The 13,375-nt window shown below is 68.8% G+C and carries 12 protein-coding genes; 7 read left to right on the top strand and 5 right to left on the bottom strand.

From position 1 onward, the window contains the following. Positions 1-14: 14 nt before the first annotated feature. Genes ACIRGA_RS06565 through ACIRGA_RS06555 form a run of 3 tightly spaced genes read left to right on the top strand, consistent with a single transcriptional unit; the run spans position 15 to position 4,125 of the window. On the top strand, positions 15-1,454 hold the full coding sequence (locus tag ACIRGA_RS06565; RefSeq protein WP_400937305.1) for a GuaB1 family IMP dehydrogenase-related protein: 1,440 nt from the start codon (positions 15-17) through the stop codon (positions 1,452-1,454). 32 nt (positions 1,455-1,486) lie between these two features. Beyond that, a complete protein-coding gene (locus tag ACIRGA_RS06560) occupies positions 1,487-2,530 on the top strand; it encodes a glycosyltransferase family 2 protein (protein ID WP_400937302.1) in 1,044 nt (347 codons plus the stop codon). Next, positions 2,527-4,125, top strand: coding sequence for an alkaline phosphatase family protein (locus ACIRGA_RS06555; protein WP_400937300.1), 1,599 nt, complete (start codon positions 2,527-2,529; stop codon positions 4,123-4,125). Before ACIRGA_RS06560 ends, ACIRGA_RS06555 begins: the two co-directional genes overlap by 4 nt. Positions 4,126-4,186: 61 nt before the next feature. Here the strand turns inward: ACIRGA_RS06555 and ACIRGA_RS06550 are convergent, their stop codons facing one another. Continuing rightward, positions 4,187-5,473 carry a PhoH family protein gene (locus ACIRGA_RS06550; RefSeq protein WP_400937376.1) on the bottom strand — a complete coding sequence of 429 codons (1,287 nt, stop codon included), beginning with the start codon at positions 5,471-5,473 and terminating at the stop codon, positions 4,187-4,189. A 726-nt stretch (positions 5,474-6,199) separates the two neighbouring features. Between ACIRGA_RS06550 and ACIRGA_RS06545 the strand changes: the two genes are divergently transcribed. Continuing rightward, positions 6,200-6,448: a hypothetical protein gene (locus tag ACIRGA_RS06545; protein WP_400937297.1), complete on the top strand. Its 249-nt coding sequence runs from the start codon at positions 6,200-6,202 to the stop codon at positions 6,446-6,448. 61 nt (positions 6,449-6,509) lie between these two features. On the opposite strand, the gene ACIRGA_RS06540 is transcribed toward ACIRGA_RS06545, so the two are convergent. Continuing rightward, the gene (locus ACIRGA_RS06540) at positions 6,510-7,286 is read right to left on the bottom strand and encodes an isoprenyl transferase (RefSeq protein ID WP_037306485.1); all 777 of its coding nucleotides are present in this window, start codon (positions 7,284-7,286) and stop codon (positions 6,510-6,512) included. Between the two features lie 131 nt (positions 7,287-7,417). Here ACIRGA_RS06540 and ACIRGA_RS06535 point away from each other — a divergent pair, with 131 nt between their 5' ends. From ACIRGA_RS06535 to ACIRGA_RS06525, 3 genes are all read left to right on the top strand, one after another. Next, entirely contained in the window at positions 7,418-8,059 is a 642-nt protein-coding gene (locus ACIRGA_RS06535; RefSeq protein ID WP_191255633.1) for a hemolysin III family protein, read from the top strand. 284 nt (positions 8,060-8,343) lie between these two features. Then, positions 8,344-8,715 carry a pyridoxamine 5'-phosphate oxidase family protein gene (locus ACIRGA_RS06530; RefSeq protein ID WP_400937295.1) on the top strand — a complete coding sequence of 124 codons (372 nt, stop codon included), beginning with the start codon at positions 8,344-8,346 and terminating at the stop codon, positions 8,713-8,715. Between the two features lie 38 nt (positions 8,716-8,753). Beyond that, positions 8,754-9,500, top strand: a complete 747-nt coding sequence (locus tag ACIRGA_RS06525) for a potassium channel family protein (RefSeq protein ID WP_400937293.1) — start codon at positions 8,754-8,756, stop codon at positions 9,498-9,500. Here the strand turns inward: ACIRGA_RS06525 and ACIRGA_RS06520 are convergent. The 3 genes from ACIRGA_RS06520 to ACIRGA_RS06510 all read right to left on the bottom strand — a co-directional run bounded on the left by ACIRGA_RS06520 (position 9,457) and on the right by ACIRGA_RS06510 (position 13,362). Then, positions 9,457-11,343: an acyl-CoA dehydrogenase gene (locus ACIRGA_RS06520; RefSeq protein WP_400937290.1), complete on the bottom strand. Its 1,887-nt coding sequence runs from the start codon at positions 11,341-11,343 to the stop codon at positions 9,457-9,459. The two genes, ACIRGA_RS06525 and ACIRGA_RS06520, sit on opposite strands and share 44 nt — an antisense overlap. A gap of 42 nt (positions 11,344-11,385) precedes the next feature. Then, the gene (locus tag ACIRGA_RS06515; protein ID WP_400937288.1) at positions 11,386-12,732 is read right to left on the bottom strand and encodes a glycoside hydrolase family 28 protein; all 1,347 of its coding nucleotides are present in this window, start codon (positions 12,730-12,732) and stop codon (positions 11,386-11,388) included. A 69-nt stretch (positions 12,733-12,801) separates the two neighbouring features. Beyond that, a complete protein-coding gene (locus ACIRGA_RS06510; protein ID WP_192744116.1) occupies positions 12,802-13,362 on the bottom strand; it encodes a hypothetical protein in 561 nt (186 codons plus the stop codon). Positions 13,363-13,375: the final 13 nt, after the last annotated feature.

Here is a 13,375-nt window from a genome sequence, read left to right as displayed (position 1 = left end):
TATCCTGGGGCCTCGTGCGCTTTCTCGACGGGCACCGGCCCGCTCACGACCTGACCTACGACGACGTGTTCCTCCTGCCGAACCGGTCGGACGTGGAGTCCCGCTTCGACGTCGACCTGTCCACTGTGGACGGCACCGGCGCGACGATCCCGATCGTGGTCGCCAACATGACGGCCGTCGCCGGCCGCCGGATGGCCGAGACGGTCGCCCGACGCGGCGGGCTCGTCGTCCTGCCCCAGGATGTCGACACGGCCGCGGTCGCCGACATCGTCTCCTGGGTCAAGAGCCGTCACACCGTGTGGGACACCCCGCTCGTGCTGACCGGCGGCGACGCGGTGGCCGACGCGCTGAACCTGGTCGGCAAACGCGCCCACGGCGCCGTCGTCGTGGTGGACGAGGACGGCAAGCCCGTCGGCGTCGTGGACGAAGCGGCCTGCGCCGGCGTAGACCGCTTCGCGCGGCTCGCCGACGTCGCGGAGCCCGCGGTCGTCACGGTGCCCCTGAACACTCCGCCGCGTGAGGTGTTCGAGCGTCTGCACGACCACGGTGGCCGTCTCGCGCTCGGCATCGACGAGAACGGCCGTCTCGCGGGCGTCCTGACCGAGATCGCGGCGCTGCGCGCGGAGATCTACACCCCGGCCGTCGACGACAGTGGAAGCCTGCGCGTCGCCGCCGCGATCGGCGTGAACGGCGATGTCGCGGCGAAGGCCGAGGCCGTCCTCGCGGCGGGCGTCGACGTGCTCGTGGTCGACACCGCACACGGCCACCAGGAGAAGATGATCTCCGCACTCAAGGCCGTCCGGTCGGTGAACCCTCGGGTGCCGGTGGTCGCCGGGAACGTGGTCACCGCGGAGGGCACGCGCGACCTGATCCACGCGGGAGCGGACGTCGTCAAGGTCGGCGTCGGTCCCGGCGCCATGTGCACGACCCGGATGATGACCGGTGTCGGGCGCCCGCAGTTCTCCGCCGTCGCCGAATGCGCCGCCGCGGCACGGGAACTGGGCAAACACGTCTGGGCCGACGGTGGCGTGCGGCATCCGCGCGACGTCGCGCTCGCGCTGGCCGCGGGCGCGTCCGCCGCGATGGTCGGCTCGTGGTTCGCGGGCACCCACGAATCCCCCGGCGACCTGCGCTACGACGAGCAGGGCAAGCCGTACAAGGAATCGTTCGGCATGGCGTCGAAACGTGCCGTCGGCGCCCGCACGCGTACGGACAACGTCTTCGAGCGCGCCAAGAAGGGCCTGTTCGAAGAGGGCATCTCCGCGTCGCGGATGGCCTTGGACCCGGCTCGCCCCGGCGTCGAGGACCTGCTCGACTCCATCGGCTCCGGTGTCCGTTCGGCCTGCACGTACGCGGGCGCCCGGACACTGGAGGAGTTCCACGAGCGCGCGCTGCTCGGGATCCAGTCCGCCGCCGGCTTCGCGGAAGGACGTCCGTTGCCGTCAGGCTGGTGATCCGCGGCGCCCGAAGCACTAAGGTGCACCGGGTGAGACGCCTGAGACAGATGGTGGCGGCGGCGATGGACGACCGCCGCCACACGGAAAACGGGGAAATCGCCGCACTGCGGTCCGCTGTCGCGGAACAGGCCGCGGAGATCAAGCGGTTGCGCGCGGCGCTGGACCAGCACACCGCCTGGCTCGAGGACCACGGCCGGGCCTTGCGCGACGGCGACGCGCGCACCACCACCGTCGAGGCGAGGCAGGCCGCGCTCGACGCGCGACAGGAAGCGCTCGACGGCTGGCTCGGCGGCCACGACACCGCGTTCGAAGGCCTGCATCTCCGGACCGAAGATCTCGAAGCCGCGCGTGACGTCCGCACCTTCACGCACTGGCTCGATCAGCACGAACTCCTTGCCGCACCGAAGATCTCGATCGTCCTGCCCACGCACGACCGGGCCACGCTGCTGCCGCGCGCCGTCGCTTCGGTGCTGGCGCAGCGTTACGAGAACTGGGAACTGGTGATCGTCGACGACGCCAGTTCGGATTCCACGCCGAAGGTGATCGCCGGCTTCGAAGACCCGCGGATCCGTTCGATCCGGGTCGAGCACGGCGGCGTCTGTGCCGCCCGCAACGCCGGGCTGGCCGAGGTCACCGGCGACGTGGTCGCCTACCTCGACGACGACAACACGATGCATCCCTTGTGGCTCAAGGCCTTGGGCTGGGCGTTCGGCGGGCATCCGGAGATCACGGCGGCCTACGGCGGTTTCGTCATCGACGACATCGGCGGGCTGCCGACATTGTTCCTCCGGCGCTACGACCGGGAAACCCTGTTACAGGAGAACCTCGCCGACATCGGCGCCGTCGCGCACCGGGCAGGACTTCCCGAAGCCCGATTCGACGAATCGCTGGTCGAGATGGGCGATTGGGACCTACTCCTCGCGCTGACCGCGGACCGCGCGCCCCTGGTCGTCCCGGCGATCTCCTGCTTCTACACGACGACTTCCGGGGACCGGCTTTCCCACGGGCCGACCTACGACGACGACTTCGCGGCCATCCGCCGCAAGCATTCAGGACCGGAGCACCGAGTATGACCGAGCCCGCCAAGATCCTCGTGGTCGCACTCGACGCGTGCGATCCCGCCACGATCCGCGATCTCGCCGCCGCGGGTGAGGTACCGACGTTGGCGCGCCTGCTCGAAACCAGCGCTTCGGCGACCACGCACAATCCCTATGGCCTGTTCGTCGGCTCGCTGTGGAGCAGCTTCTTCACCGCGCGCACGGCGGCGCGGACCGGATTCCACTGCTGGGAAGAGGTCGACACCAAGACCTACGAACGGCGGCTGACCAGCCCGCTGGAGATCCGGGGAACGCCGTTCTGGGAGACACTTTCCGACGCCGGCAAACGGGTCGCCGTGCTCGACGTCCCGCATTCCCGTGCGGACAAACCGCTCAACGGGGTCATGGTAAGCGAATACGCCTGCCACGACCGGCATTTCGGCTTCCACACTTCACCGCCGGAGCTGGCGAAGGAGATCGAGGCCGACTTCGGGCTCACTCCCATCCTCACCGCCGAACCCGATCTGGTCCGCGACTGGGCACCGGACGACTACCTCCACCGCGAAGGTCCACATCGGACACCCGACGAGGAACGCGCGCTGACCCACGGGCTCGTCGCCGGGATCGGGCAGAAGACCCAGGTGTCGACCAAGCTGCTCGCCGAGGGCGATTGGGATCTTTTCCTTTCGGTGTACGGGGAATCCCACAGCATCGGCCACCAGCAGTGGCATCTGCACGACCCTGGGCACCGCGACCACGACGTCACGCTCGCCGCCGAACTGGACCCGATCCGCTCGGTCTACCGCGGCCTCGACGAGGCGATCGGCGAGCATCTCGCGCTCGCCGGACCGGACACCACGGTCTTCGTGCTGCTGAGCCACGGCATGGGATCGCGATACGAAGGAAGCCATCTGCTGCACGAGATCCTACGGCTCCTCGACACCGTGGAGACCGAAGGAATGCGGGGCGGCGGCGCGATGACGGCGGTCAAGCGCGCCTACTCCGCGCTCCCCAGTCCATTGAGGACAAAGCTCGCGTCGGCCGCGATGCCCTTGCTGCGCAAGCGGCTGGCGGCGGCTCCGCTACCGGCCGTGCCGAACTGGGCCACCGCCGAACAGCGGTCGAAGCAGCGGTTCTATCTGTCTCCCAACAACTTCGTCTTCGGCGGGGTGCGGATCAACCTGGCGGGTCGCGAACCGAACGGCGTCGTCCAGCCCGGCGCCGAGTACGAGGCCGTATGCGAGCAGCTGACCGAAGACCTGCTCTCGCTGGTGAACGTCGCGTCGGGGAAACCGGTGGTACGTGAGGTTTCCCGCACGAGCGACCACTACGACCGCGAGGCCGACGACACGCTGCCGGATCTGCTGATCGACTGGGCCCGCACCGGGCCGATCGAGACGGTCTGGTCGCCCAAGACCGGCGTCGTCTACGGCCCGGACGAGCACTGGCGCACCGGGGACCACCGCCCGGACGGGCTTCTTCTCGCCAGTGGTCCCGGTTTCGAGCCGGGCGCGAAGCTGCCGGACCTGGACGTCGTCGATCTGGGCTCGACCCTTTCGGCCATGCTCGGCGTCGAACTCACCGACGACGTGGACGGACGGCCACTCCCCTGGGCGAAACCGGTCAGCTAGCCGCTACGAACGGGGCGTTCCTTGCGAAATTCGCAAGGAACGGCCCGTTCATGGCAGGTGACTAGCCGTGGTCCTCCAGCATCTCGGTGACGAGCGCCGCGATCGGCGACCGCTCGGACCGGGTCAGCGTGACATGCGCGAACAGCGGGTGACCCTTGAGTTTCTCGATCACCGCCGAAACGCCGTCGTGCCGCCCGACCCGCAGGTTGTCGCGCTGCGCGACGTCATGCGTGAGCACGACCCGCGAGGCCGTGCCCAGCCGCGAAAGCACGGTCAGGAGCACGTTGCGCTCCAGGGACTGCGCCTCGTCGACGATGACGAACGTGTCGTGCAGCGACCGCCCGCGGATATGGGTCAGCGGGAGCACCTCGAGCATGCCGCGGTCGAAGACCTCGTCGAGGACGTCCTGGCTGACCAGCCCGCCGAGGGTGTCGAACACCGCCTGCGCCCATGGCTGCATCTTCTCGCTCTCGGAACCGGGCAGGTAGCCCAGATCCTGGCCGCCGACCGCGTACACCGGCCGGAACACGACGACCTTGCGGTGCTGGCGGCGTTCCATCACCGATTCCAGCCCCGCGCAGAGCGCGAGCGCCGACTTACCCGTCCCGGCTCGTCCGCCCAGCGAGACGATGCCGACGTCGGAGTCCAGCAGGAGATCCAGCGCCACCCGCTGCTCGGCCGACCGGCCGTGCAGACCGAACGCCTCCTTGTCGCCCCGCACGAGCCGGATCCGCTTGTCCGCGGTGACCCGGCCGAGCGCGCTCGAACTGCCCGCGAGCAGCCTCAACCCGGTGTGGCAGGGCAGCTCACCGACCTCGGGCATCCCGAACTCCGCCGGATCCACCGAAGAGCCGCTGAACAGCGCGTCGATGAGGGTCTGCGGGACGTCCACGTCCGCCATCCCCGTCCAGCCCGAGGGCGTCACCTCCTGCGCGCGGTACTCGTCGGCTTCGAGGCCGACGGCGCCCGCTTTGACGCGCAGGGGGATGTCCTTGGTCACCAGCGTGACCGACGCGCGTTCCGCCGCCAGATTGAGCGCGCAGGCGAGGATGCGGTGGTCGTTGGAGTCGGTGCGGAAGCCGACCGGGAGCACCGTGGGATCGGAGTGGTTCAACTCCACCTGCAGGGTGCCGCCATGGTCACCGATCGGGATCGGTGCGTCGAGCCTGCCGTGCTGACGACGCAGGTCGTCGAGCATGCGGAGCGCTTCGCGCGCGAACCACCCCAGTTCGGGATGGTGACGTTTCGCCTCCAGTTCACTGATGACGACCAGCGGGAGCACGACCGCGTGTTCGGCGAAACGGGTCACCGACCAGGGATCAGAGAGCAGGACCGACGTGTCGAGCACGTAAGTGGACCGCTGGGATTCGGGCGAGATCGAGGCTTTCTCCGGGCCAGAGGCACCGGTCGAAGAACGGCCAGAGGCCTTGCGGGGTGAACGCTGCGCAGTCACGACGGCATCTCCCTCGTGGGCGTGGCACCACGCCCGCACTCGCTGGGCCGGGCACTTCCCTGGCTAACCGCTCCTTCTGACGCTCACCGCGTCAGTCGGCACGGCCACGAGGGCCGGGTGCCGGCCCCCTCGTGCATCCACTGGGCGGCTGTGCCGCCCTGTCGACTACCGCCACGACCAGGGCCTCCCGTGAGAGTCCGCATGGGACGCGAACCCTCACTTCCGGAAGGTACCTGCGTCCGGCCGATCGCGCAGGCAGCCACCACGGTGATTCGCCAAACCGTCATCTCACTGTCGGTCGCGTGACATCAACACCTGGTCACCGTCACAGTGTGTAGTGATGATCTCCATTCAGGGACGCTCGTCGATGCGACCCGGATGGATTAACGCGACAGAGGGCGTTCACCTGATGGGATCGAGGGTTCTACCACGCGTGGTGGCAGACCGCATTTTGTGGCCGAGACAGAGAACCGGACCGAGTGAAACGCACCTTTTTCGCCTCACACAATGGGCTTACGAGACGGTCACAAATCCTGAATAGCGAGTAATTTTCTCACTGCGGGACACCCCCACCGGATTCGGTGCCCCCGATCCCTGAACATCTCTACCAAGGAGTGCGAAGTGCTGAAGAAGGCTGGTTTCGTTTCCGCCGTCGCCGCGGGCATCATGATGGTCGGCGGGACCGCGTTCGCCGCCACCGGTGACACCTCGGGCACCCCGGACCCCACGTTCGGCGACGCCTACAACACCTTCATCGAGGGTGGCGGCGCGCTGGGCTACGGCGCCGCTTCGCTGGTCGCCGGTGCCTACACGGGCATCGCGCTCACCCCGGCGCTGATCGCCCACTCGATGGAGCACCACGGCCACTGATCTCAGGTGTGGTTGCCGAAGGCCCCGGAAGTGCACTCCGGGGCCTTCGTCATGTCCGAGGTCAGGAACCGAAGCGCCGATGCCGCCACGCGTAATCACGCATCGCGCGCAGGAAATCGACCCGGCGGAACGCGGGCCAATAAGCTTCGGTGAACCAGAATTCCGAATGCGCCGATTGCCAGAGCAGAAATCCGGAAAGCCGCTGCTCACCCGAGGTGCGGATAATCAGATCCGGATCCGGCTGGCCCGAGGTGTACATGTGTTCGGAAATATGGTCGACGTCCAGGATCTTCGCGAGCTCGCGGATCGAGGTGCCCTCGTCGGCGTGCTGGAGCAGGAGTTTGCGGACGGCGTCGGCGATCTCCTGACGCCCTCCGTAACCGACCGCGACGTTGACCTCCATCCCGGAGCGCCCCTCGGTGCGCTCCGCGGCCGCGCTGAGGGCCTTCGCGACCTCGGGAGGCAGCAGGTCGAGAGCTCCCACGATGCGGAGCCGCCAGGGCGTGTGCGGCGCGGCGAGCTCGTCGGTGACGTCGGTGATGATCTTCAGCAGCGGGCTGAGCTCCTCGGCCGCGCGCCCGAGGTTGTCCGTCGAAAGCAGCCACATGGTGACGACCTCGACGTCGGCCTCGTTGCACCAGCTCAGGAAGTCGGCGATCTTCTTGGCGCCGGCCCGGTGGCCGTCGGCGACGTCCGTGAAGCCCGCTTCGCGCGCCCAGCGGCGGTTGCCGTCCAGCATGATGGCGATGTGGCGTGGATGGCGCCCCTTGGCCTGCTGGATCAGGCGCCTGCCGTAGGCGCTGTACACGACGTCTGACAAGAAGGACCGAAGACTCACGCCAGTGGAGACTAGTCACCTCGCAAGCCTCAGTGGGACGCGCCACGGACACTGGCGAAAAACCTACGGTGCCGTAACCTGGGTGGGTGAGCGTAGTGACCGAACCCCAACCGTCCGGCCCCACGCCCGTGGTGGACACGCGTCCTCGGTTGCGTGGGCACATCCACTTCTGGTCCTTCTTCGGCGCTGTCGCCGGAGCAGCGGCCCTCATCAGCCTCGCGGCGTCCACTGTGTCAGGTATCGCCGCTTTGTCCACTTCGGTCTACGGCCTGACCGTGCTCGGCGTCTTCGGCGTCAGCGCGCTGTACCACCGTCGCTTGTGGAGCCCACGAGCATACGAATGGATGAAGCGTGCCGACCATTCGATGATCTTCCTGTTCATCGCCGGCACCTACACGCCGTTCACCCTTCTGGCCATGTCCCAGCCGACCGGGTACATCGTGCTGGCGATCGTGTGGGGCGGCGCGATCGGCGGCGTCACCCTGAAGATGCTGTGGCCGAACGCGCCACGCTGGCTGGGCGTGCCGATCTACATCGCGCTGGGCTGGGTCGCCGTCTTCGTCCTGCCCGAACTGGCCACGCACGCCGGCGTCGCGGCGCTCGTCCTGCTCTGCGTCGGCGGGCTGTTCTACACGCTGGGCGCGGTGTTCTACGCGGTGAAGTGGCCGAACCACTTCCCGGACACCTTCGGCTACCACGAGTACTTCCACGCCTGCACGGTTCTTGCGGCGGTCTCGCACTACATCGCGATCTGGTTGGCGATGTACGCCTAGCTGGGCTTTGAGGCGCGTTGGTGGGGGGGGGGGGGGGGGGGGGGGGGGGGGGGGGCGGGGCGGGCGGCGGGGGGGGGGGGGGGGGGGGGGGGGGGGGGGGGGGGGGGGGGGGGGGGGGGTGGGGGGTGGGGGGGGGGGGGGGGGGGGGGGGCTGGGGCCCCCCCCCCCCCCCCCCCCCCCCCCCCCCCCCCCACCAAGGTGACCAGGTCGGACACAAGCGTGTTCCCTCTGGCACAAGAAAGTGCCTTCTTCCGGCTCCCCGGCCGGGGAGCCATGATCGCCCCATGGCCAAGAACGCACCGCCCCGCCGCCTCGACGACGCGGCCCTCAGCGACTTCCTCGCCGAGCACACCTTCGGCGCCCTCGCGACCCTCAAACGCGACGGACGCCCGCACCTCTCCACCGTCGTCTACACGTGGGACCCCGAGACGCGCGAGATCCGGATCAGCACGACCGAAGACCGCCTCAAGGTCAAGCAGCTGCGCAACAACCCGACCGCCTCTCTCTACGTCTCCAGCGCCGACCACTGGAGTTTCGCTGTCGCGGAAGGGAAAGCGGAACTCTCCGAAGTCACGCGAACACCCGAAGGCGAGCGGAGGCTCTACATCACCCTCAAAACCGACAAACTCTATGGAACGGCCCTCGACATCGCTTAACGTACGCACCTGGGAAAGGCCAGGTGAGGAGACGTTCGATGTGGGAAAAGCGGATGGAGTGGCCGCTCAACGCCGCCGCCGTACTGTTCCTGGCCGCGTACGCCTGGCCGATCCTCCAGCCCTCGCTCGGGCACACCGGGCGCGTCTGGTGCGAGGTCGTCACGTGGGTCGCGTGGGCGGTCTTCGCCCTGGACTACGGCGTCCGCCTCAAGCACGCCGAGGACAAACGGGCCTTCCTGAAGGACAACCTCTTCGACCTGCTGATCATCGTGCTCCCGCTGATCCGCCAGCTTCGGCTGCTCCGGCTGGTCACGGTGCTCAACGTCCTCAACCGCAACGCCGGCCTGTCGCTGCGCGGCCGCGTCGTGGTCTACACGGTCGGTGCGACGGCGCTCATCGTGTTCTGTTCGGCGCTCGCCGTGCTCGACGCCGAACGCACCCAGCCCGACGCGCCGATCACCGACTTCCCGGACGCGGTGTGGTGGTCGATCACGACGATCACCACGGTCGGCTACGGCGACCGCTATCCCGTCAGCGGCACCGGCCGGGTCGTCGCCGTCGGGCTCATGGTGGCCGGGATCGCCCTGCTCGGTGTGGTCACCGCGACGCTCGCGTCGTGGCTGATCCGCCGGGTGACCGAGGCCGACGAGAGCGCGCAGGCCGTGACCCGCGAGCATCTCGACGAGCTGACCCGCGAGGTCAAGGCGTTGCGGGCCGAGCTCGCCGAGCAGCGTGCCGAGATCAGTCCCGCAGCATCGGAGCCGCTAGGTACCGCTCGGGGATAGCGAAGGCGTCGACGAGGGTCCGCGCGTGCGGGCGCAGGTCGGCGCACAGCGCGTTCACCGCGGCGGTGACGGCCTTCGAACGCCCGGAGGTCAGGCGTCCGTGTTCCATGAACCAGCCACGGTCCGCCTCGATGTTCGCGAGGGCGTAGAGATCGCAGACCCGCTCCAGCAGTTCGCGGGCCTCCGCGTCGGCGCAACGCTCGATGGCGTCGACGAACGCCTCCAGCACCACCCGGTCGACGTGTGCGCGTCCGGCACGCAGCACGTGGTCCTGCGCGTCGTTGAAGACACCGAAGGGGTCTGAGCCCGCCTTACGCAGGCGCTGCGCGACGCCGCCGAGTACGTGCTCTTCGCGGTCTTCGAACAGCTTCAGGTGCCATTCGCGCGAGTAGAGCACGTCGCCGTCGTCGGCTTCGGTGAGCCGTTCGACGACCTTGCGCGCGGACGTCCGTTCGATCACGGCCTCGACGAGCTGCTCCGCCACGAACCGCGCGGTCGCGAGCGGGCTGAGATCCTCGAAGTGGTCCTTGTAGCTGGTCAGCAAGCCCTTCGCGACCAGCTGCAGCAGCACGGTGTTGTCACCCTCGAAGGTGGTGAAGACGTCCGTGTCGGCCTTCAGCCCGGCGAGCAGGTTCTCCGAGAGATATCCGGAGCCGCCACAGGCCTCTCGGGCCGCCTGGATGGTCGCCGTCGCGTGCCAGGTCGAGACGGCCTTGATCCCGGCGGCGCGCGATTCCAGCTCTCGCTGCTCTTCTTCCGGCGCGTCCTCGGCGAGGTCGTTCAGCTTCGCGACGAGCCCTTCCTGTGCGAAGTGCAACGCGTACGACGTCGCCAGCGCGGGCAGCAGTTTCCGCTGGTGGGCGCGGTAGTCGAGGATGACGACCTCCTCGCCGTCCGGCCGCGCGAACTGCCGCCGCCGCTCGCCGTAGCGGACGGCCAGCGCCAGCGCGCGCTTCGTCGCGCTGCCGGCACTGCCGGCGACGCTGACCCGGCCGCGGATGAGCGTGCCGAGCATCGTGAAGAACCGGCGGCCGTCGCTTTCGATCGGGCTCGTGTACGTCCCGTCCTCGGCGACGTCACCGAACCGGTTGAGCAGCGCCTCGCGCGGGATCCGCACCTGGTCGAACGTGAGCCGCCCGTTGTCGACGCCGTTGAGGCCCGCCTTGCGGCCGCAGTCCTCGATGTCGACGCCGCGCACGTCCTCGCCGCGGATCGGTACCAGGAACGCGTGCACGCCGCGTGACTCGCCACCGGTGATCAGCTGCGCGAATACCACCGCCAGTTCGCCGTCGCGGGCGGCGTTGCCGATGTACTCCTTCATCGCGTCCCGGTCCGGCGTGTGCACGACGAATTCGCGCGCCGCCGGGTCGTAGGTCGCGGTGGTGCGCAGATGCTGGACGTCCGAACCGTGGCCGTGCTCGGTCATCGCGAAACAGCCCAGCAGCTCCAGGTCCTTGATCGCGCGCAGGTGGCGCTCGTGGTGGCGCTCGGTGCCGAGCAGCTGCACCGCGCCACCGAACAGGCCCCATTGGACACCGGCCTTCACCATCAGCGAGAGGTCGCCGAAGCCCAGCATCTCGAACGACGTCAGCGCGCCGCCGACGTCGCCACCGCCGCCGTACGCCGGGTCGAAGCCGAGCCCCGGCCGGTCGGTGCGGGCGAGCAGGCGCAGCCATTCGAGCACCTGGGCGCGATGCGCTTCGGTGTCGATGTCGACCGGGTCCTTGAAGTCCTCCGCGGCCATCTGCGCGCGCACCGCGCGGCGGAGTTCTGACCACCGTCCATCGAGGACGGTGGTCAGCGCGTCCGGGTCGATCTTCGCGGGAAGTCCTGGTGTGTCCACTTCGCCAAGCCTGCCGCACCGCATCGGGAAGCGCAGGACGAATCAGACCGGGTCCCCGTTGATCGTCGTGTTCTCGAACCGCAGGTCGTCGACGTGTTTCAGGGTGTTCTCCGTGTTCGCGACGCCATCGAAGCGGCAATCGCTCACCCGCAGCCCCCGAACGTGTGAGCCGGGCAACCCACGGACGTCGAACGCCGCCTGCCCGCATTCCGTGCTCACCGAATCGCTGACGGTGAAGGGCCCGAACCGGGGGACGTACGCGCCGGTCTGTCCGTTGTAGTCCGGCAGGACGTACACGACCGAGCGCGCGAACGTGCCGGAGACGCCGTGCAGGTTGACGTTCTCGGTGAACCCGCCGCGCAAGGTGTTCGACTTGACGTACAGCCCGTACTTCGTCTCACCGGTGACGGTGAGCTTGTGCGCGTAGACGTTCCGGATGCCGCCGGTCTGTTCGCTGCCGCAGGTGATCGCGCCCCAGTTCCCGTCCATCACGCAGTTCGCGACCACGATGTTCTGGCACGGCACGCCGATCCTGCGCCCGTCGGCGTCCCTGCCCGCTTTGAGCGCGATGTTGTCGTCGTGCGCGCCGAGGCGGGAGTTCACGATCACGACGTGGTCGCAGGACTCGGGATCGCAGGCGTCGGTGTTGGAGTGCGCGGTGCTCGCGTCCGTGCGGACTCCGTCGATCGTGACGTTCCGGCAGAGCGTGGGGTGCAGCTGCCAGAACATCGGGTTCTTCAGCGTGATCCCTTCGATGAGCACGGTGTCGCACGAGTACGGCTCGACGAACGTGGAGCGCATGGCGTGCCCGGAACCGGGAATGATCCGCTTCTCCGCCGGGATTCCCTTGGCCACCAGCGATTCCAGGTATTCGCGGTCCTTGCCCTTGTTCCAGGACGCCGTGCCCGCCGCGTCGAGGGTGCCCTTCCCGGTCACGGCGATGTTGGATTCCTTGTAGGCGTAGATCATCGGCGACCGGTTCACGCACTCGATGCCCTCGTAGCGGGTGAGCACGTTCGGGAACTTCGAGGCGTCGGAACCGAAAGCGAGCACCGCGCCCGCAACGAGATGCAGGTCGACGTTGCTCTTGAGGTACACCGCACCGGTGACGAAGGTGCCTTTCGGCACGACGACGTGTCCGCCGCCGCGCGCGCTGGCCGTGTCGATCGCCCTCCTGATGGCGGCGGTGTCGTCGGTCTTCCCGTCACCCTTGGCGCCGAAATCGAGCATGGAGAACGTCCGGTCCGGGAACACCGGACGTTTCGTCCGCGCGACGATGTCTTCGGCCTCGGGCCAGGGAAGTGCCGGGGCGGTGGGCGCGAGCAGTGGGCTCGCGGCCACCACGAGACCGCCCTTGATCAGCCAACGCCGGGAGAATCCGCCGTCCATGACGCCTTCTTTCGCAAGAGGACTTCGGTGAAGACGGCGGAATCCCGACTCTACGGGCGGACCCCGGCCTCAGGAAAGGTCCGGTCCCTGTGAGCGGAGATCGTCGACCTTGGTCATCGCCTCCCGCAGTTCGGCGAGCCAGGCGTCCGCGTGTTCCCCGACCAGCCGGACCGCCCACGCGAGCGCCTCCGACCGCGACCGCGCGACACCGGCGTCGACGAGGGTGTCGAGGACCAGGCGTTCCGGCTGACGCAGCCTGGTCATGACCGGCGCGGAATGCGTGGTGAACAGGTGCCGTGTGCCGCCGAGGCTCGCGCCCCAGGCGACCTTGCGCTGATACCGGTGCTCGGCCTGGCGCGCGATCTCGATCCGTTCGTCGCGGGTCTCCTCGCGGAACCGGCTGATCCGGCCGTCCTCGGCCGCCGCACGGGCGGCGTCGTCGGCGTACTCGCCGGTCAGCGGCTGGAGCTCGCCGACGATGACGATCTCTTCGCGATCCACCGTGACCTCGGGATCGCCGGTGAACCAGCCCTCCGGGAGCCTGCCGCCGAACCACGCGGCCGCGTCGTCCGCCGACGGGATGTCCGCCTGCTGCCAGCCGCCCCGGCCTTTCCAGCCTCCGCGTCCCATGTGCCTCGCCGTC

The organism is Amycolatopsis sp. NPDC102389 (assembly GCF_044765885.1).
Lineage (GTDB): Bacteria > Actinomycetota > Actinomycetes > Mycobacteriales > Pseudonocardiaceae > Amycolatopsis.
The sequence above is the reverse complement of the archived record's forward strand: the minus strand, read 5'-3'. Positions and strand labels throughout refer to the sequence as shown.

Coding starts and splice junctions, on each gene's coding strand:
- ACIRGA_RS06555 (WP_400937300.1), top strand. CDS start 2,527: ATGACCGAGCCCGCCAAGATCCTCGTGGTCGCACTCGACGCGTGCGAT.
- ACIRGA_RS06530 (WP_400937295.1), top strand. CDS start 8,344: ATGGCCAAGAACGCACCGCCCCGCCGCCTCGACGACGCGGCCCTCAGC.
- ACIRGA_RS06525 (WP_400937293.1), top strand. CDS start 8,754: ATGTGGGAAAAGCGGATGGAGTGGCCGCTCAACGCCGCCGCCGTACTG.
- ACIRGA_RS06515 (WP_400937288.1), bottom strand. CDS start 12,732: ATGGACGGCGGATTCTCCCGGCGTTGGCTGATCAAGGGCGGTCTCGTG.
- ACIRGA_RS06510 (WP_192744116.1), bottom strand. CDS start 13,362: ATGGGACGCGGAGGCTGGAAAGGCCGGGGCGGCTGGCAGCAGGCGGAC.